Consider the following 25,036-nt stretch of genomic DNA (forward strand, 5'->3'; position numbering starts at 1 on the left):
TAATTAGTCTTAAATTCATTAGATTTGATAAATTATTATTTAAAGAATTATTTCCAGTATATTATGTCAAAAATAGCTACATTAGAAATAGATGGTAAAAAGGTGGAACTTCCAGTAATCACAGGAAGTGAAAACGAATCAGCTATCGATATTAACAAATTACGTGATTTAACAGGTTATATTACACTAGATCCAGGTTATAAGAATTCAGGATCTTGTACAAGTGAAATCACTTTCCTAGATGGAGAAGAAGGAATTTTACGTTACAGAGGATATTCGATCGAAGATCTTGCTGAAAAAGCTAGCTTCTTAGAAGTATCATATCTTTTGATTTTTGGTGAATTGCCTACAGCTGCACAATTAGAAGATTTTGAAAATGGTATTAAAAAACACTCTTTGGTAAACGAAGAAATGAAAAATATCATTGACGGTTTCCCTAAAACAGCTCATCCAATGGGAGTGTTATCTGCTTTAACAAGTGCTTTAACGGCTTTCAATCCAAAAGCGGTTAATGTTGATAACGAAAAAGAAATGTACGAAGCTATTTGTAAAACAATGGCTAAATTTTTAGTGATTGCTACATGGACTTACAGAAAATCTATGGGCTATCCTTTAAATTATTACGATAATACAAAAGGTTATGTAGAAAGCTTTATGCAATTAATGTTTAAATTGCCTACAGGACCTTACGCTGCAAATCCGATAATTGTAAATGCTTTAGATAAATTATTTATTCTTCACGCAGATCACGAGCAAAACTGCTCTACTTCTACAGTTAGAATGGTAGGTTCTTCTCACGCAGGTTTATTCGCATCAGTTTCTGCAGGAGTTTCTGCTTTATGGGGACCACTTCATGGTGGAGCAAACCAAGCAGTACTTGAAATGCTTGAAGAAATCAACAAAGATGGTGGAGATACAGATAAATTTTTGGCGAAAGCAAAAGATAAAAATGATCCTTTCCGTTTAATGGGATTCGGACACAGAGTTTATAAAAACTTTGACCCAAGAGCTAAAATCATCAAAAAAGCAGCTACAGAAGTATTAGAGACTTTAGGTGTTGAAGATCCGATTTTAGAAATTGCAAGAAAATTAGAAAAAGCGGCTCTTGAAGATGAATACTTCAAGTCAAGAAACTTATATCCAAACGTTGATTTCTACTCTGGAATTATCTACAGAGCGTTAGGAATTCCGACAGATATGTTTACTGTTATGTTTGCAATTGGAAGACTACCAGGTTGGATTGCGCAATGGAAAGAAATGCGTGAAAACAAAGAACCAATTGGAAGACCAAGACAAATTTATACAGGACATCCTTTACGAGAGTTTAAGTCTAATAAATAAAAAACGAAAGCTTCACTTTACTGTGAAGCTTTTTTTATATTTGCTCAAAATATAATAAAGTTATGTTGCAATTAAATGTAAAGAACGAAACGTCTCGGCTTAGAGCTGTAGTTTTGGGTTCTGCTGTTCATAATGGGCCAACTCCAACTATAGAAGAGGCTTATGATCCTAAATCATTGGAACATATTAAAGCAGGAACTTATCCTGTAGAAAAAGATATGGTTGCTGAAATGGATGCTTTTAATGCTGTTTTTCAGAAATATAATGTAACCGTATATCGTCCGGAAATGATCGAGAACTATAATCAGATTTTTGCTAGAGATATAGGATTTGTAATTGATGACGTTTTTGTAAAATCAAATATTCTGCCAGATAGAGAAAGAGAATTGGATGCAATACAATATATTATCGATCAGATTGATCCTGCAAAAGTAGTACGACCTCCAGAAGAAGTTCATATTGAAGGCGGTGATGTTATGCTTTGGAATGACCATATTTTTATAGGAACTTATAAAGGAAGCGATTATAAAGATTACATAACTGCGAGAACCAATATGCATGGTGTAAATTATATTAAATCACTGTTTCCGAATAAAATTGTAAAAGAATTTGATTTGGTAAAATCTTCATTGGAAGCGAGAGATAATGCTTTGCATTTAGATTGCTGTTTTCAGCCTGTTGGGAAAAATAAAGGTATTATTTATAAAAGAGGTTTCCGCGAAGAAGCAGATTATCGTTATTTGGTGAAGCTTTTTGGAAAAGAAAATCTATTTCATATTGAAAGAAACGAAATGTATAATATGTTTTCAAACGTCTTTTCAATCGATGAAAATGTGGTGGTTTCCGAAAAGAATTTTACAAGATTGAATAACTGGCTTCGCGAGAATGGATTTACTGTTGAAGAAATTCCATATGCGGAAATTTCAAAACAAGAAGGCTTGCTAAGATGTTCAACGCTTCCATTAATTAGAGATTAAAAATAGTTTTTTGTTTCAAGTTTCAGGTTTCAAGTTTTTACAAGACGTGAAACCTGAAACTTGAAATCTAAAACAAAAAAAATATAAAATCATGAAACAAACTACTAATGCTATCGTGATGATTCGTCCAGTTGCATTCAGAATGAATGAGCAGACGGCTGTAAATAATTATTATCAAAAAGTTTTAGATGGACTTTTGCCAAGTACGGTTAATGCTAAAGCGCAACAGGAATTTGATGCCTTTGTTGAAAAACTAAGAGCGGTTGGGGTAGATGTAACTGTTATAGATGACAATTTGGATACTGATACTCCAGATAGTATTTTTCCAAACAACTGGGTTTCATTTCATGAAAATGGAGATGTGGCACTTTACCCGATGTTTGCCGAAAATCGCCGTCAAGAACGCCGTGAAGATATTTTGGATACCTTGGAAGAAAAAGGATTCGAAATTGCTAACATCATTGATTATACTTCTGCAGAAGAGGATGGTATTTTCTTGGAAGGAACAGGAAGTTTGTTGTTAGACAGAGCAAACGGAAAAGCATATTGTGCATTGTCTCCACGAGCAGATGAAGAATTGTTCATCGAATTTTGTGAAGATTTTGATTATGCTCCTGTAATTTTTGAAGCTTTTCAAACGGTTAACGGAGAACGCAAGTTAATTTATCATACTAATGTGATGATGTGTTTGGGAGAAACGTTTGCAGTTATATGTGCGGATTCTATCGATGATAAAAAAGAACGCAAAATGGTTTTGGATAATTTGAAAGAGGATAAAAAAGAAATCATTCTCATTACAGAAGATCAAGTGAATAATTTTGCTGGAAATATGCTGGAAGTTCGCGGGAAAGATGATAAAAGATATATTGTCATGAGTGCCTCTGCACATCAAAGCTTAACTGCGAAACAGATTGCCCAATTGGAGAATCATGCTGAAATTTTAAGTTCGAGTTTGGATACAATCGAGGCTTGTGGTGGAGGAAGCGCAAGATGTATGATGGCTGAAGTTTTCTTGCCGAGAAATTAAAAGTAGCTACTATTAAAAAAATAAAGGGATGAGATTTATTGAAAAATCTCATCCCTTTTCTTTTGAGCGAAAAAATAATATTAATTAAAAATTTCCTTTAATAATATTGACGATAGCGCTTACTATATATTGAATACCAATTGAAATAACTATAAAACCAACAATTCTAGAAATAGCAACGATTCCCGAAGCTCCTAAAATTCTAGCTAAATAATGAGCACTTTTTAAAATGGCGAAAATTGCTACGGCTATAGCAAGAATTGCTAATGAAGAAATTATGATTTCGTTTATTTCATGGTGCTCCTGGTAGAAAGCTATTAAAAGAGACATAGATCCAGGACCAGCAAGCATTGGAATTGCTAAAGGTGTTAATGCAATATCATTTCTTTGCTGTGCTTCATTTTCAATTTTTTTATTGATTCCTCGTTTCTTGTTGAATTTGCCCGAAAGCAAAGAAAACCCAGAGTTTACAATTACAATTCCGCCGGCAATTCTTAAAGCGTCTATGCTAATTCCGAAAAATGTTAGAACATATTGGCCTATAAAGTAAGAAACTAATAAGATGATAAAAACGTTAATTGCGGTCCAAAGAGAGATTCGAGATCTTTCTTTTTGAGAATCATGTTGGGTAAGTCCAACAAAAATTGGCACAGTTCCAATTGGGTTTAATACCGAGAATAAGGCGGCAAAGAGATAAATAAATAATTCCATACTGTATTGGTTAGTGAGGTAAATGTAGTTATTTTTTGATGCTTTTGTGTGAAATTATGTTATAATAATGTTTTTTATTGTTATCGATTCTGAATCAAAGACATAAAGTTAAATCGTTCTTTTTGATTACTTTTGCAGTCTAAATAAAAACTATGAAAAGTAAAAAAACATTAGTTATAGGAGCATCAACAAATCCTGAACGTTATTCTTATAGAGCTGTAAATATGTTGGCAGGAAAAGGTCATTCTGTATTAGCAATTGGTCAAAAAGCAGGAGAAGTTGCTGGAGTTAAAATTCAAACTAAAGCCATTCCTGTTAAAAATATCGACACTATTACTTTGTACCTAAATCCTGTTCGTCAAAGAGATTATTATAATTACATTATTGAAGCGCATCCTAAACGAGTAATTTTTAATCCTGGAACAGAAAATCCAGAGCTTTATCAATTGTTAGAATTAAATGATATTCAAGTTGAAGTAGCTTGTACGTTGGTGCTATTGGCTACAAATCAGTATTAATCTATTATTTGAACGCGTAAAAGAAAGGGGTTTCGTAATAAATCATTAGTAGAATTAAGCTTTGAATTTAATGCCTGTAATTTAGGCTAAACCATTAAAAGTATTACTTTTGTCGTCATGGAATTTTCATCAAAATTAATTGAAAAAGCAGTAAACGAAATGTCACAGTTACCAGGTATAGGTAAACGTACAGCACTTCGATTAGTTCTTCATTTGTTAAAACAGCCAAAAGAACAAACTGCCTTTTTATCTCAGGCGTTATTAAATATGCGTGAGGATATTAAGTTTTGCGAAAGTTGCCATAATATTTCTGATACTAAAATTTGTGAAATCTGTGCTAATCCAATTAGAAATCATGAAACGATATGTATTGTAGAAGATATTCGAGATGTTATGGCTATAGAAAACACTGGCCAATTTAAAGGGATATATCATGTCTTGGGAGGAAAAATTTCACCAATTGAAGGAGTTGGACCCAGTCAGTTGAATATTTCTAGCTTGGTAACAAAAGTAAAATCTGGCAATGTGGCAGAGATTATTTTTGCGTTAAGCTCAACAATGGAAGGTGATACAACCAATTTTTATATCTATAAACAAATAGCAGATTCTGAGATCATAATTTCAACAATCGCAAGAGGAATATCAGTTGGAGACGAATTAGAATATGCAGACGAAATTACATTAGGAAGAAGTATTTTACATCGAGTACCTTTTGAAAAAACATTTAAAAACAATTAACAAAACCCCAAATAGCAAGTAGGTTTTCTTGATAGTAACGGAAAAAATATTTGCGATAAAATTGAACGAATGACAAAAAAAAGTTTTTTTCTATTCTTATTAATCTCAACATTATTTATCTCATGTATTCCAATTAAAGATTTGGTTTATCTTCAGGATAAAAATAGTTCAGGTGAGCAGACTTCGATTGCTGCAGTCGAATCAAAACCATATCGATTACAAGTAAATGATATTATAAGTGTTAATATAAAAGCAATCGATCCCAAATTGATTTCTATTTTTAATACAACGGAGAGTGGCCAACCTTCAAAATCAGAGTCTGGACTTTATTTTGATGGATTCACAGTCGATGATCACGGAAATATAAGAATGCCAATTCTAGGAGAAATTAATGTAATTGGTTATACTCTAGAAGAAGTACGTGTAAAAATTGAGAAAAAGTTATTGGAGGAGTATTTTAAAAGTGAAGCCAATATTTTTGTTACAGTTAAATTAGCTGGTTTTAGATATACTATTAATGGTGAAGTAGGAAGTACGGGAACAAAAACACTATTTAAAGAGAATGTTACAATTTTGGAAGCTGTTGCGAATGCAGGTGATATTACCACAGTTGGTAATAGAAAAGAAGTAACAGTAATTCGCCAAACTCCTACCGGTGTGCAGATGCATGATATTGATCTTACAGATGTGAATGTAATGAAGTCACCTTATTATTATTTACAGCCTAATGATTATATCTACGTAAAACCATTAAGACAAAAAACATGGGGAACTGGACAAACGGGAATACAATCTATAGGAACAATAATTACATTATTGTCTTTGGCAACAACAGTTTATCTAATTATAAAATAAAATAGATTTTTAAAATGTTAGACATTAAAGATTTTGCCATTTTTGAAAATCATTCTCATTTTGATTTTAAAGGTTTTCTGTTGAAAATTGCAAGTTACTGGAAATGGTTTCTTGTAAGTTTAATTATTACATTCACGATTGCTTATCAGGTAAATATTCGCAAAGAAAAAATTTACGATATGCAGACAATGATTTCTATCAAAGAAGAAAGTAATCCCTTTTTTACTTCAAATACCAGTTTAGTTTTCAATTGGGGAGGAATTTCAGATCAAGTCAACGGTATTTCAACAATTCTGCAGTCAAGATCTCATAATGAGTTAGTTGTAAATAAGCTTCAATTTTATATTGATTATCTTGAACAAGGAAAATACAATTTAATAGATTCTTATGGAGCTGTACCATTTTATGTAGATATTGATAAAACAAAGGGGCAGATTGCAAATGCATTAATTAGTATAAAATTTTTGAGCGAAAATGAATATCAAATCCAGATTCCATTTGAAAATAGTTCCGTTTCGTTAATTGCTTATAGTAATAATTCTTATAGTAATACTTCGGTTCAACCTGGAACTTTTATTAAAAAGTATAAGACAGGGGAAAGTGTTAATCTTCCATTTTTGAATTGGAAACTTCAAATTACGGATAATCCAGGATTTTATAAGGGGAAGGAGTATTTTGTCAGATTTAATGATTTTGATGGAACAGTATCTCGTTATAGAGGTATTAATGTGGATGCTGGTAAAACTGGAGGCTCGCTCTTGACTTTATCACTACAAGGAACAAATAAGGCAAGAATGGTTGATTATTTGAATTCTACTGTTAAAATGCTTATTAAATTGCAGTTAGATGGTAAAAATCAATTTGCGACAAATACTATTCGATTTATAGATAGTACTCTTGTGGCAATGGAATCTCAACTGAAACAAACGGGTAATGAATTAAAATCTTTTCAAAAAGATAAAAATATTTATGAAATTCAAGATGGGGGTTCTAGAGTTTCAGAAAAAATAATGAATTTTGATGTTGAAAAAGATCAAGTTACTAGAAAAATAGCGTATTATAATTCGTTAAAATCGTATTTAAATAGTAGTGATGATTATTCTAGATTACCTGCACCTTCTGTTGCAGGAATTGAAGATCCAAATATTGTTGCAAATGTTTCAAAACTGATAGCACTTTCTACGCAAAGGTCTGAAATGGCTTATGCCGTAAAGAGTGAAAAAATTTTTAAAGATTTTGACAATCAAATGGCTGCAGTAAAAAATGTTCTCCAAGAGAATATAGTTACAGCAAAAGCTTCTTTAGTCTATGATTTATCTTTATTAAATGCTAAAATTGGTGAAGCAGAAAGCACTGTTAAAAAACTTCCTGCCGAACAGCAAGAGTTATTGAAAATCAAAAGAAAGTATGATTTGAATGATAATGTTTATACAGAGTTTCTTCAAAAAAGAAATGAAGCAGAGATTGTAAGAGCATCTAACTTGTCTGATATTCATTTTATTGATCCAGCCAAAGATATTGGTGGAGGTTTAATAGGTCCTAAGACCTCTGTGAATTATGTAATGGCTTTATTTTTAGGAGTTTTAGTTCCTTTGTTATTTGTTCTAATAATCTTTTTCATTAATAATTCGATTCAGAATAGCGAAGATATTAGTAAATTGACTCAGATTCCATTACTTGGTGTAATTGGTGTTAACAAGGATTCAAGTAGTATGGCTGTTTTTGAAAAACCAAAATCAGCGCTTTCTGAGTCATTTAGAGGGATACGTTCTTCACTTCAGTTTTTATATAAAAAGCAACAGGTTAGCGGATCTAAAACATTAATGATAACATCTTCAATAAGTGGGGAAGGAAAAACGTTCTGCTCTATAAATATAGCTACTGTTTTCGCTTTAAGCGAAAAGAAAACAGTAATTGTTGGTTTGGATTTAAGAAAACCTAGATTAGCAGATGAATTTCAATTAAAATCATCTTTAGGAGTTGTCAATTATTTAATTAGACAAAATAATTTAGAAGAAATAACGAATCATACTCAGATTCCAAATCTGGATGTAATACTTTCGGGGCCAATTCCTCCAAATCCTTCAGAGCTTATTTTAAGCGATGCAATGAAAGAATTGATTGATGAATTGAAACAGAAGTATGATTATATAGTTTTAGATACTCCTCCTGTAGGTTTAGTGGCAGACTCATTAGAATTGGTTCAATTCGCAGATGTAACATTGTACATTGTTAGACAGAATTATACTAAGAAAGATATGATAACGTTGTTAAACACTAGACTTAAACGTGGAGAGTTGAACAATGTAAGCATTGTATTGAATGGTTATGAAAATAAAGCAAAGTATGGTAGTGGCTACGGGTATGGTTACGGTTACGGAGCTTATTCAAATGGTTATCACGAAGAAGAAGTTAAAAATAAATTTTGGAAGACATTTTTGAATCGAATTAGAAAAAGCTAAACTTTGATAAATGGAAAGTAAAACAAAAAATACAATTTTAATTACTGGTGGAGCCGGATTTATAGGTTCAAATTTGATTGAGTATTTTTTAGGCTTAAATTATAAAGTAATCTGTCTAGATAATTTTTCTACAGGTCATCGTCATAATTTAAAAGATTTTTTAGATAATCCTGATTTTAAATTAATCGAAGGAGATATTCGAAATTTAGTTGATTGTAATTTGGCAGTTGAGGGAGTTGATTATGTTTTGCATCAAGCAGCTTTAGGATCTGTTCCAAGATCAATAAAAGATCCGATTACGACAAATGAGGTAAATGTTTCGGGTTTTTTAAATATGCTTACTGCGGCGCGAGATGCCAAAGTAAAACGATTTGTATATGCGGCAAGTTCTTCAACCTATGGGGACTCTCAAGGATTGCCAAAAGTAGAAGATGTAATAGGGAAACCTTTGTCTCCTTACGCGATTACCAAATATGTAAACGAACTATATGCTGAAATTTTTAGCAAGACATACGGATTAGAAACAATTGGGCTTCGTTATTTTAATGTTTTTGGAAGAAAACAAGATCCAAATGGAGCTTATGCAGCTGTGATTCCAAAATTTGTAAAGCAGTTTATGAATCATGAAAGTCCTGTAATTAACGGAGATGGAAATTACTCTCGTGATTTTACCTATATTGACAATGTTATTCAAATGAATGAATTGGCAATGACTTGCCAGAATTCAGAAGCGGTTAATGCAGTTTACAATACAGCATTTGGAGATAGAAATACATTAAATGACTTAGTTAAATATTTAAAAGAATATTTATCTCAGTTTGATTCAAAAATAAAAGATGTTCCAGTCGTTTACGGAGAAAATAGAGCAGGAGATATCCCTCATTCTTTGGCAAGTATTGAAAAAGCCAAAAAAATGCTAGGATATAATCCAAAATACTCACTGCAAGCAGGTTTAAAAGAAGCTGTTGAATGGTATTGGAATAATTTAAAATAGATTTAAGATCAAGATAAAATAGATCAAATGAAAATTACAAAAATTTGCTGCATTGGTGCAGGTTATGTTGGTGGACCTACAATGGCTGTTATTGCTCAAAAATGTCCTCATATTCAGGTTACGGTTGTGGATTTAAATGAACAAAGAATAGCAGATTGGAATGATCCAAATCCTGAAAATATTCCAATATATGAACCTGGGCTTTCTGAAATTGTTGCAGAGGCAAGAGGCAGAAATCTATTTTTTTCGACCGATGTTGATGGAGCAATAGACGAAGCTGAAATGATATTTATTTCGGTAAATACGCCAACCAAGACTTATGGAAAAGGGAAAGGAATGGCTGCTGATTTAAAGTACATCGAATTATGCGCAAGACAGATTGCAAGAGTTGCTAAGCAAAATAAAATAGTAGTTGAAAAATCTACTTTACCAGTACGAACTGCTGAAGCTATTAAAAGCATATTGGATAATACAGGAAATGGTGTTCAGTTTCAAATTTTGTCTAATCCAGAATTTTTGGCGGAAGGTACTGCGGTTACAGATTTGTTAAATCCAGATCGAATTTTAATCGGTGGGGATACAACCCCTGAAGGCGAGGAGGCGATTAATGCTTTAGTAGACGTGTATGCAAATTGGGTAAGCAAAGAAAAGATTTTAACAACAAATGTTTGGTCATCAGAGTTGTCTAAATTGACTGCAAATGCATTTTTAGCGCAACGAATTTCATCTATTAATGCGATGTCTGAATTATGTGAAAAAACAGGTGCAGATGTCAATGAAGTAGCGAGGGCAATAGGAATGGATAGCAGAATCGGTTCTAAATTCTTAAAAGCTTCTGTCGGATTTGGAGGTTCTTGTTTTCAAAAAGATATTCTGAATTTAGTTTATATAGCAAAGTCATATGGATTAAATGAAGTTGCCGATTATTGGGAACAAGTTATTATTATGAACGATCATCAAAAAAGAAGATTTTCAAATAAAATTGTTCAGACATTGTACAATACAGTGGCCGATAAAAAAATTACTTTTTTAGGTTGGGCTTTCAAAAAAGATACAAACGACACAAGAGAATCTGCTGCGATTTATGTTGCTGATGATCTAATAAACGAACAAGCTAAAATCTCGGTTTTTGATCCGAAAGTTTCAGAAAATAAGATGTTAAGTGATCTTAACTATTTAGAAACAAGATCAAGTGAAGAAAATGTAAAAGCGTTGAATGTGTTTGACAATGCTTATGAAGCTTGCAAGGACGCTCACGCAATAGCAATCTTAACAGAATGGGATGAATTTACTACTTATGACTGGAAAAAAATATACGATTCTATGCATAAGCCCGCTTTTGTTTTTGATGGAAGAAATATTTTGAACGCAAAAAAATTAGAATCTATTGGTTTTGTTTACAATGGGATAGGTTCGTAAGTTTGTCTGGTAGTGAAGTAAAAGGATGTGAAAATGTGAAGTAGTAAGATTTACTTCGTTATAAATAAAAAGATGAATTGGTACGTAGTTTACACAAAACCTAAATGGGAAAAAAAAGTCGCAGATAAACTCAATCAATTAGGAATTGAATGTTATTGTCCACTTATTATTCAGGTTAAACAGTGGTCTGATAGAAAGAAAAAGATCGAAGTGCCACTTTTTAATTCTTATGTTTTTGTTCAGTTGGAAGATTCGGAAAGGAATTTAGTTTTTCAAGTTGCTGGAGTGGTTAGATATTTGTTTTGGTTAGGGAAACCCGCAATTGTAAAAGACTGGGAAATCGAAGCGATAAAAAACAGTCTTAAAGCAACAAATGTTAGTGAAGTTGCTGTTTCCGCCCTTCAAGTGGGAGATAATATTAAATTAGAATCGGGAGCATTTATTAATCAAAATGCAATTGTTCAAGAAGTTTCTAATAATTATTATACTTTAATCTTGGAAACTTTAGGATGTGTTCTAAAAATAAAATATAAATAATAACGTTATAAAATAAAAATTAACAGAAGAGAAGTCTTTTTTTTAGATTTTTTCTTCTGTTTTTTTTATGAAGGAATTATTTACAGCCTGATTAATAATGTGTTGTCGTTAAGTGTTTTTAAATTAACAATTTGTTTTCGAGTATTACGTGAAACCGTATTGAATAACTAGACTTATTATACTATATTTGCGCGAAAATGATTAATTTAGGCATCTGAGTCAGATATTGTGACTTGGAATGGCGAAGCCGTGAATTTTTGATAGCCTAAAGAAATTAAGAAAATGGAATTAGATAAAAATATTAAAATTGCAGTTATTGGTTTAGGGTATGTAGGATTGCCATTAGCTAGATTATTTGCGACAAAATATTCAGTAATTGGTTTTGATATAAATGAGTCTAGAGTCAATTCTTTAAGATCGGGAACTGATACAACTTTAGAAGTTGAAGACGATGTTTTGCAAGAGGTTTTAGTTAATGAACCAAATACAGGAAAAGGATTATACTGTACTACGTCTTTAAATGATATTGCTGAATGTAATTATTATATAGTTACAGTTCCTACTCCAGTTGATAAAAATAATAGACCAGATTTAACGCCTCTTTATAAATCTAGCGAGACGGTTGGTAAAGTTCTTAAAAGAGGAGATGTTGTTATTTATGAATCGACAGTTTACCCTGGTGTAACAGAAGAGCAATGTGTTCCAGTGTTAGAACAAGTTTCGGGCTTGAAATTTAATGAAGAATTTTTTGCAGGCTATTCGCCAGAAAGAATAAATCCAGGTGATAAGGAGCATACAGTTGAAAAAATCTTAAAAGTAACCTCAGGGTCAACGCAAGAAATTGGGTTAAAAGTTGATGCTTTATATAAGTCTGTAATTACTGCTGGAACTCATTTAGCTCCAACAATAAAAGTTGCAGAAGCAGCTAAGGTTATTGAAAATTCTCAAAGAGATATTAATATCGCTTTTGTTAATGAATTGGCGAAGATTTTCAATCTAATGAATATTGATACGCAAGAAGTCCTAACAGCAGCGGCAACAAAATGGAATTTTTTGCCATTTAAACCAGGTCTTGTTGGCGGACATTGTATAGGGGTTGATCCATATTATTTAGCGCAAAGAGCCCAAGAGTTCGGTTATCATCCTGAAATAATTTTGGCAGGAAGACGTCTAAATGATAGCATGGGGGAATATGTAGCTTCACAAATAGTGAAGTTAATGATTAAAAAAGGTATTTCTGTTAATGGCGCCGAGTTATTAATGCTCGGAATTACTTTCAAAGAGAATTGCCCAGATGTTCGAAACACCAAAATCGTAGATGTTGTTAAAGCATTAAAAGATTATGGAATTGTTGTAACAATATTTGATCCTTTAGCAGATGTGCAGGATGTAAGAAAAGAATATAATTTAGTAACATTAGACTCTCTTCCTGATAATAAATTTGATGCTATAGTTCTTGGAGTTTCCCATGCGGAATTTCTCGAATTAGATTTTTCAAATTTACAGAAAGAAAAAAGTTTAATTTATGACGTAAAAGGAGTTTTAGGATCTTTAGCTGACAATAGGCTTTAGATTTTAGCTTCTTTTTTTATTTAAAATAATTATGAATTCAAATAAAAATATTACACATGTTATCCTTACAGGAGGAGTAGGAAGTCGTTTGTGGCCATTATCTCGTAAAAGTAGACCAAAACAATATCTTGAAATATTTGAGGGAAAATCTTTGTTTGAAATGACTGTGGAACGAAATAGTCATCTAGCAAATAAAGTAATGGTTGTTGGTAATATAGACAATCATCAACTAAGCGGTAAAGTAATGGATAAAACCAATACTTCTTATTTAAATATTATTGAGGCAACTCCAAGAAACACAGCTGCTGCAATCGCCTTTGCTGCATTTGCATCTGAACCTGACGACATTTTAATAATTACTCCCTCAGATCATATTATAGATCAGATGGAGAATTATAATCAAGCTATAAGCGAGGCAGTACAAAAAGCTAATGATGGATTTATTGTAACTTTCGGTGTAATACCAACTAAACCAGAAACAGGTTATGGTTATATTGAAGCAGAAGGAGATAATGTAATTTCATTTCGCGAAAAACCAAATGAAACTACAGCAAAAGAGTTTATAGCAAAAGGTAATTTTTTATGGAATAGTGGAATGTTTTGTTTCAAAGCAAGTGTTCTACTAGAAGAATTGAAGAAATTCCAACCAGATGTTTTTGAAAAGTCAAAAGCAGTATGGGAGGCAAGTAAAGAAGGATTTTTAGATTTAAATCTGTCTATGGAAATTCCTTCTATCAGTATTGATTATGCAGTAATGGAACGCAGTAAAAAGATTAAAGTTGTTCCTGCTTCTTTTTCATGGTCAGATTTAGGGTCATTTGAATCAGTATATGATTACTTATATTCAAAAGGTCATTCTACAGATTCTAATGGTAATATGGTAATTGGATGTGATAAACATACAACTTTTTTAGGTTTGAAAAATACCATTTTTGTTTATACAGAAACTGCTAATCTAATTTTGCAGAAAGAGAATTCGCAGGACGTGAAAGATATATACAGTGCATTGGAGAAGCAAAATTCAGATTTATTAAATTAATATAAGGCATTTAGAAATGAAAAAAATTCTAATAACAGGTGGTGCTGGTTTTATTGGTTCGCATGTAGTGAGACGTTTTGTGAACAAATATCCAGAGTATCAAATTTTTAATTTGGATGCTTTAACGTATGCAGGAAATCTTGAGAACATAAAAGACATAGAAAATAAATCAAATTATACTTTTGTAAAAGGTGATATTGTTGATGAAAGTTTTATTAATGAACTTTTTGAACTTCATAAATTTGATGGAGTTTTACACTTAGCCGCAGAATCACATGTTGATCGTTCTATCGAAGATCCACTTGCTTTTGTTAAAACTAATGTTATTGGAACAATGAATTTATTAAATGCTACTAAAAATCAATGGAAAGATGATTTTGAGGGTAAAAGATTTTATCATATCAGTACTGACGAGGTTTATGGCTCATTAGGTGCAACAGGATTATTTACGGAGGAAACTCCTTATGATCCAAATTCACCATATTCCGCTTCAAAAGCGAGTTCTGACCATTTTGTGAGAGCTTATGGTGAAACTTATGGTTTGCCATATGTTTTAACTAATTGTTCAAATAATTATGGTTCATATCACTTTCCTGAAAAACTAATTCCTCTTTTTATTAATAATATTATCAATAACAAATCTCTTCCAGTATATGGCGACGGGAATTATACAAGAGATTGGCTGTTTGTAGAAGATCACGCAATAGCAATTGATTTAGTTTTTCATGAAGGAAAGAATCATGAAACCTATAATATTGGTGGATTTAATGAATGGAAAAATATAGATCTTGTTAAGTTGTTATGCAAAATAATGGATAGTAAATTAGGAAGAGAAGACGGAACTTCAGAAAAACTAATTAGCTACGTTAAAGATAGACCTGGTCACGATTTGCGATATGCTATAGATGCTTCAAAAATTAATAGAGAGCTAGGGTGGAAACCTTCAGTTACCTTTGAAGAAGGATTAGAAAAAACTACTAATTGGTATCTTAACAATCAAGAGTGGCTTCAAAATGTAACTTCAGGGGCTTATAAGGATTATTATCAAAAACAATACTCATAAAAAATAACTTAAAAAATAATTTTTCCTTTAACATGAAAAAAATATTATACGTTCTTACATTATTTTTTGCATTGATTACTTGTAATGCAACTGCACAGGATATAATGAGATCTAAAGATCTAAGTACAGTACAAGTAGATTATTTATCTGATGATGATTTAGCAAAAATTAGTGCTCAGTTAAAAAGCAACAATGCAACTATCGATCAAGTTGAATCTATGGCTTTATCAAAAGGGATGAGCCAAACAGAGTTTAATAAACTTAGAGTCAAACTTAATGAGTATGACAAGAAGAATGCTAAGGATAGTGCTAAAGATAAAAACAAGGATAGTAAATCAAAAACAGGAGAGAAAACTTCAGAGTTTGGAAGGAAACAGGGCGAGATAAAAAATGATAAAGTAAAAGATTCGTTAAATGCATTAATTTTTGGATCAGAGCTATTTGATAATCCTACTTTAAATTTTGAGCCAGATTTGAATTTGGCTACTCCTATGAATTATATTCTTGGTCCTGGAGATGAATTACAAGTAAGTGTTTATGGGGTTCAAGAATATAATGCTAATATACCTGTAAGTGTTGAAGGAAAAGTAAGCATCGATTATGTCGGACAAATCTCCGTTTCTGGAATGTCTATCGAGGCAGCTACACAAAAAATAAAAGCGGCAATTGCTAGAGTATATAGCACTGTTCGCTCTGGACAATCTCAAGTGAGTATTAGTTTAGGAAAAATACGTACTATAAAAGTTACAATCGTTGGTGGTAAACAACCTGGTAATTATTCAATTTCCTCGTTAGCAACTGTCTATAATGCTTTGCATTTGGCGGGTGGACCTGGAAAAAATGGCAGTTATAGAAATATTGAGTTAATAAGAAATAACAAAGTTTACAAGAACATTGATATTTACAGGTTTTTAGTTAAAGGAGATCAGTCTGATAATGTTGCTTTAAAAGAGAATGATGTAATTAGAATTCCTGCCTATAGTCAAAGAGTTACTGTTGAAGGAGAAGTAAAGAGACCCGGAATCTTTGAAATGAAAAAAGGAGAAAAGTTTTCTGATTTATTGAATTTCGCTTCAGGATTTAATGAGTTTGCTTATACAGCATCTGTAAATGTCTTGCAAAAGACTGGAAAAGAATTTAAAGTTCACGATATTAATGAAAGTGAATATAATTCTTATCAACCTCAGTCAGGAGATGTTTTTAGAGTTACGAAAATTTTAAATAGATTCGAAAATCGTATCAAGATTGAAGGTGCTGTTTTTAGACCAGATTATTATTCTTTTACAGAGGGAATGAGAATTTCAGATCTTGTAACAAGAGCAGAAGGATTAAAAGAAGATGCTTATAGTAAAAGAGCAAGGATTATTCGTTTAAAGACTGATCTGACAACAGAGATTGTTAATGTAGATTTAGGCGCAGCATTATCGGGAGATTTAAATGCAGATATTGAATTAAAAAGAGAAGATATAGTGACTGTATATTCTATTTTAGATTTTAGAGAAGAATATAAAGTAACCATAGATGGAGAAGTAAAAAATCCTGGCGAATATGAATATTTTGAAAATTTAACTTTAAATGATTTAGTTATTCAAGTTGGTGGATTAACAGGTTCTGCTTCTAAAAGGGTCGAAATTGCTAGAATGATTAAATCTGATGCTATTGATGATGCAGATCCTAAACGTGTAGAATTAGTTGAGTTAGAGATTACTGCAGACAATAATGAACAAATAAAAAATTTCGTTTTAAAACCTTTTGATGTTGTTAATATTCGCCGAATGGCAGTTTATGAGAAGCCAGAGATGGTTAAAGTAAGTGGTGCTGTTACTTATCCAGGTAAATATGTTTTAGCGAATAAAAAAGAACGAGTTTATAATGTTGTAATGAGGGCAGGTGGATTAACATCTATAGCTAATTTGGATGGGATGAAAATTAAAAGACCAATTAAAGAAGAGCAGATAGAGCAATTGGAAAGTATAAATCTTAACTTGGAGAAAAAGGAAACATTAGAGAAAAAGGAAGGAACTTTAGATGAATCAAATCTTAAAACTAATGATACTCTTAAATCCAAATTATCAAAAAAATTAAGAGACGAATTAAAATATACAACTATTCCTGTTAATTGGGAGAAAATTGTAAAAGATAAGAATCATTATTCGAATGTTACTTTATTTCCTGGAGATGAAATTGAAGTTGCTGTTTATAATGAAGGTGTTAAAGTTACTGGTAATGTGCTGTTAACATCTGAGATACCTTACAGAAACGGAAAAGGGTTTAAATATTATATTAACTCTGTTGGTGGTGTAGATAACAAAGGATGGAAGAGAAAAGCTTATATTATTTATCCTAACGGCAAAGCTGCTGTAACAAGTTCGTTTTTGTTTTTCAGATCTTATCCCAAAGTAGAACCTGATTCACAAATTGTTGTACCTGAGAAACCAGAAAAGAAAAAAATGAGTGCTGGTGAATGGGCAGGACTTGGAACTGCATTTGCTAGTTTGGCATTGCTAATTGTAACTGCGTTTAAATAAAGATTACATGCATAATAAACCGATGGAAAACGAGGAAGTTTCATTTAAAGAATTAATTGCAACAATAAAAGTGTGGTGTTCATATCTGCTTTTGCAATGGAAACTTATTGTCATAGGAGTACTCATAGGGGTAATTGGAGGAGTAGCATATTCATTGATAAAAAAGCCTACTTATACTGCTACTTTATCTTTTGCAGTCGAGGATGAGAAAAGTGGCGGTGGGTTAGGTAGTGCACTTGGATTAGCAAGCTCTCTAGGTTTAGATATGGGGAGTAGTGGAGGCAGTCTTTTTACAGGTGCTAATTTGGCGGAATTATTTAAATCAAGATCAATGGTTGAAAAAACATTGATGTCTCCTGTAAATGTAGATGGTAGGATTGTATCATTAGCCGAGATGTACATTGATAACAACGATTGGAGAGAGAAATGGGAAAAAGATCCAAATTTGTCAAAAATTCAGTTTTTACCAAACTCAAATCGTAAATTATTTATTAGAGAACAAGATAGTATTTTAGGCGTAATTTATCAAAACCTTTCAAAAAAATCGCTTAGTGTAGCGCAGAAAGATAAAAAGGTCGCTATTATCACTATGGAGGTATCTTCGACAGATGAGCTTTTCTCATTATATTTTTGTAGAGCTCTAGCAAAAGAAGTAGGTAAGTTTTATATTAGTACGAAAAGTAAAAAGGCTCGTACTAACATGGAAATTTTGGAAAGACAAACTGATTCTATTCGTAGAGAGTTGAATGGTGCAATTACTGGAGTTGCTATAGCAAATGATAACACTTTCAACCTGAATCCAGCTTTAAATGTTAGGCGGACACCTTCAGCTAGAAGGCAAGTTGATGTTCAGGCTAATACTGCAATATTAACGGAATTAGTAAAACAGTCTGAATTAGCAAAGGTTACCTTAAGAAAAGAAACTCCATTAATTCAAGTTATTGACGAGCCAATTTTACCTTTAAATGTAGAAAAGGTAGGAAAGATAAAGGGAGGTTTTTATGGTTTTTTTTTAGGAACTTTTCTAACATTAGTTTTTTTAATTGTAAAGAGATTATACAATACTTACATTTAATGGCTTTTATATAAATTTTCAAAATTAAAATACATAGTGAATCATGTTTAAAGATAAGATTTTATTAATTACAGGCGGTACAGGTTCTTTTGGAAATGCCATGTTGAAAGGTTTTTTAAATTCAGATTTGAAGGAGATTAGGATTTTTTCTCGCGATGAGAAAAAACAAGAAGATATGCGTATTGAGTATAAAAATGATAAATTAAATTTTGTTATTGGAGATATTCGTGATTTTGATAGTATCAATGCAGCAATGAATGGGGTAAATTTTGTGTTTCATGCTGCTGCGCTTAAACAAGTGCCTTCGTGTGAGTTTTATCCTATGCAGGCTGTTCAAACAAACATACTTGGTGCAGAAAATGTATTAGAGGCGGCTGCAAGAAACAATGTAGAAAGAGTAGTTGTTCTTAGTACAGATAAAGCCGTATACCCAATCAATGCAATGGGAATTTCTAAAGCATTTATGGAAAAATTAGCAGTTTCTAAAGCCAGAGATTCTAGAGTTAAAAATATAGATGCAATTTACACGGCTACTAGATATGGAAATGTTATGTGTTCTAGAGGATCTATAATTCCACTGTTTGTAAAACAAATAAAGGAAGGCAAAGCATTAACAATTACAAACCCAAAAATGACAAGATTCATGATGTCATTAGATGATTCTGTTGAGCTAGTTATGTTTGCTTTTACGAATGGTAACCCAGGAGATATTTTTGTTCAGAAATCTCCAGCAGCTACAATTGAAGATTTAGCGCAAGCTTTGAAAGAGTTGTTTAATGCAGATAATGAAATTAAAATTATAGGTGAACGTCATTCCGAAAAGATGTATGAAACACTTTGTGCAAAGGAAGAGATGGCGAAAGCAGATGATTTAGGAGATTTTTACAGAATTCCAGCTGATTTTAGAGATTTGAATTACACTAAGTACGTTCAAGAGGATGGACCAAAACTTGTAGATACTGAATATAATTCAGATAATACAAGAAGATTAAGTGTTGAAGAGTTAAAAAAATTGTTATTAACTCTAGAGTATGTAAAGGAAGAACTAGCTTCTCATAACCAATAATTCATTATGTTACCATTAGTAAAAACAAGTATTCCATGTCGAGATATTTTAATGCCAAAACTTGAAGAAGTTTTATATAGCGGATATGTTGCGCAAGGAGAAGCAGTTGAGGAGTTTGAAAGAAAATTTGAAGAATATATTGGAGGAGGGCACTGTCTTTCTTTGAATTCAGGAACCGCAGCTTTGCATATAGCATTAATTTTAGCTGGAGTTAAGGAAGGAGATGAGGTTATTAGTACTGCATTAACAGCAGAACCGACTAATGTAGCAATTAAAATGGTTGGTGCAAAAATAAGATGGGCAGATGTTGATTACGACACAGGTAATATTTCAGTAGCTTCTATTGAAAAATCGATAAATCAAAAAACAAAAGCAATTATTGTAGTTGATTATGCAGGTATTCCTGTTGATGTAAAAACTATACAAGAGTTGTCTAATAAATACAAAATACCGGTCATTGAAGATGCTGCGCATGCTTTAGGTGCTAAGTTTAATGGCAAAAAAACGGGCAATCATTTTCCATTTACAGTTTATTCTTTTCAAGCGATTAAACATCTAACAACTATCGATGGAGGGGCATTACAGATATTAGACAGTGAGTTGTACGAGAGAGGTAAAATTATTAGATGGTTTGGATTAGATAAAAAATTAACTCGCCTGGATAATAATATCACTTTTCAAGGATACAAATATCATATGAATAATGTGAACGCTACAGTTGGATTAATTCAATTACAAAATATTGAAAATTTAGTTCAAAAGTACATAGATAATGGAAGATATTTGGATGAGAATCTAAAAGATGTAAAGGGAGTTGAGTTGATTAAATATTACGAAGGAACAGAACCTTCATATTGGTTGTATACTTTGAAAGTTGATAATCGTGATGAGTTTATAAAAATGATGTCTGGAAATGGAATAATGGCTTCTGAACTTCATAAACGAAATGATTTGCATGATTTTTTAAATGATTTTCCGGCTGAATTACCAAATTTAGATTTATTCTATAGCAAGATGGTTCATTTACCATGTGGATGGTGGGTTACTAAAGAAGATCTTGATAAAATGATTTATTTAATAAAACAAGGCTGGTAATGGTACCAATTTATAAACCTTACATGTCGCAAGGGGTTGATTTTGATGTTGTTAAGATACTTTATTCTGGGCAATTAGGATATGGTAAATATGGACGAGAATTTGAAAATAAGCTGCAAAACTTTATTGAATGCAAATATGTACTTTCTGTAAGTTCTTATAACATTGCGATGCTAATTGTTCTTTCAACTTTAGGATTAAAAAATGGTGATGAGATTATTGCTAGTCCAGTAAGTTGTTTGGCGTCGAATCAGCCATTTGCAGTTAAAGATTTAAAAGTTGTTTGGGTTGATATTAATCCTGAAACGGGAGGTATGTGCCCAAAAGACTTAAAATCTAAAATTACAACCAATACAAAGGCTATTTTTCATAATCATTTTTGTGGTTATTTAGGTAATATAGATGAGATAAACACAATTGGAAATTCTTTTGGCATTCCTGTAATTGATGACGGTATAGAAGCTTTTGGTTCTGAATATAAAAATAGAAAATTAGGAAATGTTGGGACAGACATAACCGTCTTTTCTTTTCAAACTGTGAGATTACCTAATACTATAGATGGTGGTGCGATCGTTTTTAAAGATAAAGAGCTTTATGAAAAAGCCTTGATGATAAGAGATTACGGAATCGATAGAACAAAGTTTAGGACTAATAATGGAGAAATTAATCCTGAGTGCGATATTAAATTAGAGGGCTACGGTGGATTAATGAGTGAATTGAATTCATATTTGGGAACAAAACAGATGGATGATGTTGAAAAATTGCTTGTACATCAAAAGAAAAATGCATTAGTTTGGGATCAAAAAATTATGGAGATGAAAAATTTTAGCTCTCTAAAATTAACAGTAAATTGCGTACCTAACTATTGGGTATATGGGATTTTATGTGATAATAAAGAATTGGCCATTAATTATTTTAAAGAAAATGGCTATTATGCAACTGGAGTTCATATAAATAATAATGTATATTCAGTTTTTAATAATAAGGACTATTTAAAAGGCGTAAATGAATTCATGAACCGATTTTTAGCAATTCCTTCTGGTTGGTGGTTTGAGAATAAATAATTTATAAATGAATACAAATCAAATAGACAGTTCAGCAAAAATACATCCAAATGTTGTTTTGGGTCAATATAATAAAATTGGAAAAAATGTTATTATTGAGATTTTAGGGAATAATCCTAAGGCTATTGCAAATATAGGTGACAACAATATTATAAACGACAATACTAGAATTTTTATTCATGGTGAATTTATAGTTGGAGATTGGAATGTTTTTCACAATGATATGTTAATTATGCCAGAAGATTCGATGCGAATTGGACATAATTGCTGGTTTGGACAAAATACTATCTTAGATGGGGCAGGAGGATTAGAAATTGGAAATGGTGTAAGAGTAGGGATGTATTCTCAAATCTGGACACATGTAGCTAGTGGTGAACAAATCGAGGGATGTATTCTTTATGCAAAGAGAAAAACTATTATAAATGATGATGTTTGGTTAGTTGGTAGTTGTGTTGTTGGTTCAGGAATTGTTCTAGGAAAAAGAAGTACAGCCTTAATTAATTCTGTAATTACAAAAGATACATTACCAGATAGAGCATATTCAGGTAGTCCAGCGAAAATTATGGAACATGTCAAATTCTATTTACCAAAAACTATAGATGAAAAGTTTGATATGTTAAAAATTTGGATGGAGGAATTCATTAAAATCAATAATGAAACTTTTAAATTAGAAGTCAATGAAAATGAATTGGTTCTTTTTAATTTAAAAGAAAATGAGAACGTGATCTTAACAAAATCTGAAACAAAGAAGTTAGATTCAACACAGAGCATTTTTTATTTATTTGATAAAACATTCAATAAAACCAATTCGATAAGCGAAAGAACAATTTATAAGTTTTTGTACAATAATAAAGCAAGATTTATTCCTATCCTGAAACAAGGATTATAGGTTTTGCCATAATTAGTATATAAATTTATTTTCTAAGAATTTAATTAAAAAATGGGAGCAGTTATAACAAATATAGAATATGTTTTTCCTGAACAAAAAATAAGTAATGTTGATTTAGCTAATCGCTTTCCTGATTATGATTTTGGGAAATTTGAGGAAAAAGTAGGCATAATAAATAGATATTGGGTTGAGGATAATGAGACTGCATTTGATTTAGCAAAAAAAGCATGTGAAAAATTATTAAAAAAAATAAACAAGGAAGAAATAGATTATATTTTATACTGTACTCAAAGTCCAGAATATTTTCTACCAACTACAGCTTGTGTTTTACAAAACCATTTGAAATTAAGAAAAGACATAGGTGCTCTTGACTTTAATTTAGGTTGTTCAGGTTACGTTTATGGAGTTAGTATAGCAAAAGGATTAATTAATTCTGGTCAAGCAAAGAAGGTCTTATTAGTAACTGCAGAAACCTATTCTAAATATTTGCATCCAAATGACCGTTCCAATAGAGCAATTTTTGGCGATGCAGCTGCGGCGACATTAATTTCAAATTCAGATAAAGAGTGTATTGGAGAATTTTTATTTGGGACAGACGGTGCGGGATATGATAAATTAATTGTGAAAAATGGATGTAGTAAATCTCCATTTGATCCAGAAGCAAAAGAAGTGAATTATGGATCAAATAACATTTACACGGATAATCATTTGTATATGAATGGTCCTGAAGTTTTTAATTTTACGAGTGAAGTTATCCCTAATTTTACTAAAGAAGTTCTGATAAAAAACAAGAAAGAAATAAGTGATATAAATCAATTTGTTTTTCATCAAGCCAATTCGTTTATGTTAAATTTTATGCGCAAGCGACTAAAAATTGATAGTGAAAAGTTTTATATAAATTTGGAAGATGGTGGGAATACAGTTTCTTGTACTATACCTATAGCACTTAAGAACTATTCAGAGAATATGATCCTTAAAGATCAGGAAATTGCGATCGTAGGTTTTGGAGTAGGGTTGTCGTGGGCTGGAGGATTAATAACAATAAATAATAAATTATAAAATATTTTAATTATGAATAAAAAAGATTTTTTTCTAAGACTGCAAGAAGATTTAGAATTAGAAATAGAAGTTAATGGTGAAACAAATATCAAAGATTTAGACGAGTGGGATTCTATGGCAGCGATGGTTTTAATCGGATTAGTTAATGAAGAGTTCTCTATAACCTTAAATTCAGACGATATCGAAAATATAACAACAGTAAATTCTCTAATTGAAAGAATTGGAATAAATAAGTTTAATTAAAGAGTTTTTAATAATAAGTTATGAACATTCTTTTAACAGGCGCAACATCGGGTATAGGTTTCGAAACTTTAAAGCAATTAATTGCTGATGAACATACTGTTTATGCAATTGGCAGAGATTTTTCGAAAATAGATTCGTTTTTGCAGATTCATAAATCACAAGTTTTTGATTTTAATTTTGATTTTAATAATGTCGATCAAATTGATCAGTTATTTATAAACTTCAATTTAGAAGATAAAAAATTTGATGGGTTAATACATTGTGCAGGAATTGAAGAAACACTTCCTTTGTCGTTATATTCTACAAATAAGATTAGAAGCATATTTGATATAAATGTATTTTCTGGGATTGAATTATTAAGACATTTTACGAAAAAGAAGTATTGTAATGATGGGGCCAGTGTTGTTTTTTTGTCATCTGTAATGGGAACACTTGGACAGCCTGGAAAAGTTGGATATTGTGCAACGAAGTCTGCTTTATTAGGATTAGTAAAAGCTAGCGCTTTAGAATTTGCTAAAAGGAAAATTAGAATTAATGCAGTTTTACCAGGTATTATTAACACGCCAATGACTCAAAAACTGTTTACTCAAATAAATCAGAACCAAATTAAGGAAATTGAAAATATGCATCCTCTTGGTTTTGGTGAAGTTCAAGATGTTGTACCGACCATATTATTCCTTATATCTGAGAATGCAAAATGGATTACAGGACAAAGTATTATTATTGATGGGGGATATTCCATTCAATAATTTTTAAGAGATTTA

Annotated in this window: 23 protein-coding genes; 22 read left to right on the forward strand and 1 reads right to left on the reverse strand. The window is 31.6% G+C overall.

From position 1 onward, the window contains the following. Positions 1–63: 63 nt before the first annotated feature. The 3 genes from J7574_RS17420 to ctlX all read left to right on the forward strand — a co-directional run bounded on the left by J7574_RS17420 (position 64) and on the right by ctlX (position 3,345). A complete protein-coding gene (locus J7574_RS17420; RefSeq protein ID WP_290971436.1) occupies positions 64–1,341 on the forward strand; it encodes a citrate synthase in 1,278 nt (425 codons plus the stop codon). A gap of 62 nt (positions 1,342–1,403) precedes the next feature. Next, positions 1,404–2,318 (forward strand): dimethylarginine dimethylaminohydrolase family protein, encoded by a 915-nt coding sequence (locus J7574_RS17425; RefSeq protein ID WP_290971439.1) that lies wholly within the window; start codon positions 1,404–1,406, stop codon positions 2,316–2,318. Between the two features lie 91 nt (positions 2,319–2,409). Continuing rightward, on the forward strand, positions 2,410–3,345 hold the full coding sequence (gene ctlX, locus J7574_RS17430; protein WP_290971442.1) for a citrulline utilization hydrolase CtlX: 936 nt from the start codon (positions 2,410–2,412) through the stop codon (positions 3,343–3,345). An 84-nt stretch (positions 3,346–3,429) separates the two neighbouring features. Here ctlX and J7574_RS17435 read toward each other — a convergent pair whose 3' ends face one another. Then, positions 3,430–4,056, reverse strand: coding sequence for a MarC family NAAT transporter (locus tag J7574_RS17435; protein ID WP_129748007.1), 627 nt, complete (start codon positions 4,054–4,056; stop codon positions 3,430–3,432). Positions 4,057–4,208: 152 nt separating this feature from the next. On the opposite strand from J7574_RS17435, the gene J7574_RS17440 reads away from it, so the two are divergent. From J7574_RS17440 to J7574_RS17530, 19 genes are all read left to right on the forward strand, one after another. Next, a complete protein-coding gene (locus J7574_RS17440) occupies positions 4,209–4,574 on the forward strand; it encodes a CoA-binding protein (protein WP_290971450.1) in 366 nt (121 codons plus the stop codon). A 117-nt stretch (positions 4,575–4,691) separates the two neighbouring features. Beyond that, on the forward strand, positions 4,692–5,312 hold the full coding sequence (recR, locus tag J7574_RS17445) for a recombination mediator RecR (protein ID WP_290971452.1): 621 nt from the start codon (positions 4,692–4,694) through the stop codon (positions 5,310–5,312). 69 nt (positions 5,313–5,381) lie between these two features. Further along, on the forward strand, positions 5,382–6,167 hold the full coding sequence (locus J7574_RS17450) for a polysaccharide biosynthesis/export family protein (protein WP_290971455.1): 786 nt from the start codon (positions 5,382–5,384) through the stop codon (positions 6,165–6,167). Between the two features lie 14 nt (positions 6,168–6,181). Beyond that, positions 6,182–8,629 carry a polysaccharide biosynthesis tyrosine autokinase gene (locus J7574_RS17455; protein WP_290971458.1) on the forward strand — a complete coding sequence of 816 codons (2,448 nt, stop codon included), beginning with the start codon at positions 6,182–6,184 and terminating at the stop codon, positions 8,627–8,629. A 10-nt stretch (positions 8,630–8,639) separates the two neighbouring features. Further along, a complete protein-coding gene (locus J7574_RS17460) occupies positions 8,640–9,623 on the forward strand; it encodes an SDR family oxidoreductase (RefSeq protein WP_290971461.1) in 984 nt (327 codons plus the stop codon). Between the two features lie 27 nt (positions 9,624–9,650). After that, a complete protein-coding gene (locus tag J7574_RS17465; RefSeq protein ID WP_290971464.1) occupies positions 9,651–11,042 on the forward strand; it encodes a UDP-glucose 6-dehydrogenase in 1,392 nt (463 codons plus the stop codon). A 72-nt stretch (positions 11,043–11,114) separates the two neighbouring features. Beyond that, a complete protein-coding gene (locus J7574_RS17470; RefSeq protein ID WP_290971467.1) occupies positions 11,115–11,579 on the forward strand; it encodes a UpxY family transcription antiterminator in 465 nt (154 codons plus the stop codon). A 282-nt stretch (positions 11,580–11,861) separates the two neighbouring features. After that, positions 11,862–13,151, forward strand: a complete 1,290-nt coding sequence (locus tag J7574_RS17475; protein ID WP_290971470.1) for a nucleotide sugar dehydrogenase — start codon at positions 11,862–11,864, stop codon at positions 13,149–13,151. 31 nt (positions 13,152–13,182) lie between these two features. Then, on the forward strand, positions 13,183–14,190 hold the full coding sequence (locus J7574_RS17480; protein ID WP_290971472.1) for a mannose-1-phosphate guanylyltransferase: 1,008 nt from the start codon (positions 13,183–13,185) through the stop codon (positions 14,188–14,190). A 16-nt stretch (positions 14,191–14,206) separates the two neighbouring features. After that, on the forward strand, positions 14,207–15,253 hold the full coding sequence (gene rfbB / locus J7574_RS17485) for a dTDP-glucose 4,6-dehydratase (protein ID WP_290971475.1): 1,047 nt from the start codon (positions 14,207–14,209) through the stop codon (positions 15,251–15,253). Between the two features lie 32 nt (positions 15,254–15,285). Further along, positions 15,286–17,781 (forward strand): SLBB domain-containing protein, encoded by a 2,496-nt coding sequence (locus J7574_RS17490; RefSeq protein WP_290971519.1) that lies wholly within the window; start codon positions 15,286–15,288, stop codon positions 17,779–17,781. A gap of 7 nt (positions 17,782–17,788) precedes the next feature. After that, positions 17,789–18,856 (forward strand): Wzz/FepE/Etk N-terminal domain-containing protein, encoded by a 1,068-nt coding sequence (locus J7574_RS17495; protein ID WP_290971522.1) that lies wholly within the window; start codon positions 17,789–17,791, stop codon positions 18,854–18,856. Positions 18,857–18,899: 43 nt separating this feature from the next. Further along, the gene (locus J7574_RS17500; protein ID WP_290971524.1) at positions 18,900–19,922 is read left to right on the forward strand and encodes a polysaccharide biosynthesis protein; all 1,023 of its coding nucleotides are present in this window, start codon (positions 18,900–18,902) and stop codon (positions 19,920–19,922) included. 6 nt (positions 19,923–19,928) lie between these two features. Continuing rightward, positions 19,929–21,017, forward strand: coding sequence for a DegT/DnrJ/EryC1/StrS aminotransferase family protein (locus tag J7574_RS17505; RefSeq protein WP_290971527.1), 1,089 nt, complete (start codon positions 19,929–19,931; stop codon positions 21,015–21,017). Beyond that, the gene (locus J7574_RS17510) at positions 21,017–22,081 is read left to right on the forward strand and encodes a DegT/DnrJ/EryC1/StrS aminotransferase family protein (protein ID WP_290971530.1); all 1,065 of its coding nucleotides are present in this window, start codon (positions 21,017–21,019) and stop codon (positions 22,079–22,081) included. Before J7574_RS17505 ends, J7574_RS17510 begins: the two co-directional genes overlap by 1 nt. A gap of 7 nt (positions 22,082–22,088) precedes the next feature. Continuing rightward, on the forward strand, positions 22,089–22,970 hold the full coding sequence (locus tag J7574_RS17515; protein ID WP_290971533.1) for a hypothetical protein: 882 nt from the start codon (positions 22,089–22,091) through the stop codon (positions 22,968–22,970). Between the two features lie 51 nt (positions 22,971–23,021). Continuing rightward, complete coding sequence (locus tag J7574_RS17520; protein ID WP_290971536.1) at positions 23,022–24,029, forward strand: 3-oxoacyl-ACP synthase III family protein; 1,008 nt, start codon at positions 23,022–23,024, stop codon at positions 24,027–24,029. Positions 24,030–24,041: 12 nt separating this feature from the next. After that, complete coding sequence (locus J7574_RS17525; protein WP_290971539.1) at positions 24,042–24,272, forward strand: acyl carrier protein; 231 nt, start codon at positions 24,042–24,044, stop codon at positions 24,270–24,272. Between the two features lie 20 nt (positions 24,273–24,292). Then, positions 24,293–25,021 carry an SDR family NAD(P)-dependent oxidoreductase gene (locus J7574_RS17530; RefSeq protein ID WP_290971542.1) on the forward strand — a complete coding sequence of 243 codons (729 nt, stop codon included), beginning with the start codon at positions 24,293–24,295 and terminating at the stop codon, positions 25,019–25,021. Positions 25,022–25,036: the final 15 nt, after the last annotated feature.

Source organism: Flavobacterium sp. (genome assembly GCF_017744675.1).
Lineage (GTDB): Bacteria > Bacteroidota > Bacteroidia > Flavobacteriales > Flavobacteriaceae > Flavobacterium.

What these genes read in the sequence shown, in the direction of transcription:
- J7574_RS17420 (WP_290971436.1), top strand. Translation starts at nt 64, where the DNA reads ATGTCAAAAATAGCTACATTAGAAATAGATGGTAAAAAGGTGGAACTT.
- J7574_RS17425 (WP_290971439.1), top strand. Translation starts at nt 1,404, where the DNA reads ATGTTGCAATTAAATGTAAAGAACGAAACGTCTCGGCTTAGAGCTGTA.
- ctlX (WP_290971442.1), top strand. Translation starts at nt 2,410, where the DNA reads ATGAAACAAACTACTAATGCTATCGTGATGATTCGTCCAGTTGCATTC.
- J7574_RS17435 (WP_129748007.1), bottom strand. Translation starts at nt 4,056, where the DNA reads ATGGAATTATTTATTTATCTCTTTGCCGCCTTATTCTCGGTATTAAAC.
- J7574_RS17440 (WP_290971450.1), top strand. Translation starts at nt 4,209, where the DNA reads ATGAAAAGTAAAAAAACATTAGTTATAGGAGCATCAACAAATCCTGAA.
- recR (WP_290971452.1), top strand. Translation starts at nt 4,692, where the DNA reads ATGGAATTTTCATCAAAATTAATTGAAAAAGCAGTAAACGAAATGTCA.
- J7574_RS17450 (WP_290971455.1), top strand. Translation starts at nt 5,382, where the DNA reads ATGACAAAAAAAAGTTTTTTTCTATTCTTATTAATCTCAACATTATTT.
- J7574_RS17455 (WP_290971458.1), top strand. Translation starts at nt 6,182, where the DNA reads ATGTTAGACATTAAAGATTTTGCCATTTTTGAAAATCATTCTCATTTT.
- J7574_RS17460 (WP_290971461.1), top strand. Translation starts at nt 8,640, where the DNA reads ATGGAAAGTAAAACAAAAAATACAATTTTAATTACTGGTGGAGCCGGA.
- J7574_RS17465 (WP_290971464.1), top strand. Translation starts at nt 9,651, where the DNA reads ATGAAAATTACAAAAATTTGCTGCATTGGTGCAGGTTATGTTGGTGGA.
- J7574_RS17470 (WP_290971467.1), top strand. Translation starts at nt 11,115, where the DNA reads ATGAATTGGTACGTAGTTTACACAAAACCTAAATGGGAAAAAAAAGTC.
- J7574_RS17475 (WP_290971470.1), top strand. Translation starts at nt 11,862, where the DNA reads ATGGAATTAGATAAAAATATTAAAATTGCAGTTATTGGTTTAGGGTAT.
- J7574_RS17480 (WP_290971472.1), top strand. Translation starts at nt 13,183, where the DNA reads ATGAATTCAAATAAAAATATTACACATGTTATCCTTACAGGAGGAGTA.
- rfbB (WP_290971475.1), top strand. Translation starts at nt 14,207, where the DNA reads ATGAAAAAAATTCTAATAACAGGTGGTGCTGGTTTTATTGGTTCGCAT.
- J7574_RS17490 (WP_290971519.1), top strand. Translation starts at nt 15,286, where the DNA reads ATGAAAAAAATATTATACGTTCTTACATTATTTTTTGCATTGATTACT.
- J7574_RS17495 (WP_290971522.1), top strand. Translation starts at nt 17,789, where the DNA reads ATGCATAATAAACCGATGGAAAACGAGGAAGTTTCATTTAAAGAATTA.
- J7574_RS17500 (WP_290971524.1), top strand. Translation starts at nt 18,900, where the DNA reads ATGTTTAAAGATAAGATTTTATTAATTACAGGCGGTACAGGTTCTTTT.
- J7574_RS17505 (WP_290971527.1), top strand. Translation starts at nt 19,929, where the DNA reads ATGTTACCATTAGTAAAAACAAGTATTCCATGTCGAGATATTTTAATG.
- J7574_RS17510 (WP_290971530.1), top strand. Translation starts at nt 21,017, where the DNA reads ATGGTACCAATTTATAAACCTTACATGTCGCAAGGGGTTGATTTTGAT.
- J7574_RS17515 (WP_290971533.1), top strand. Translation starts at nt 22,089, where the DNA reads ATGAATACAAATCAAATAGACAGTTCAGCAAAAATACATCCAAATGTT.
- J7574_RS17520 (WP_290971536.1), top strand. Translation starts at nt 23,022, where the DNA reads ATGGGAGCAGTTATAACAAATATAGAATATGTTTTTCCTGAACAAAAA.
- J7574_RS17525 (WP_290971539.1), top strand. Translation starts at nt 24,042, where the DNA reads ATGAATAAAAAAGATTTTTTTCTAAGACTGCAAGAAGATTTAGAATTA.
- J7574_RS17530 (WP_290971542.1), top strand. Translation starts at nt 24,293, where the DNA reads ATGAACATTCTTTTAACAGGCGCAACATCGGGTATAGGTTTCGAAACT.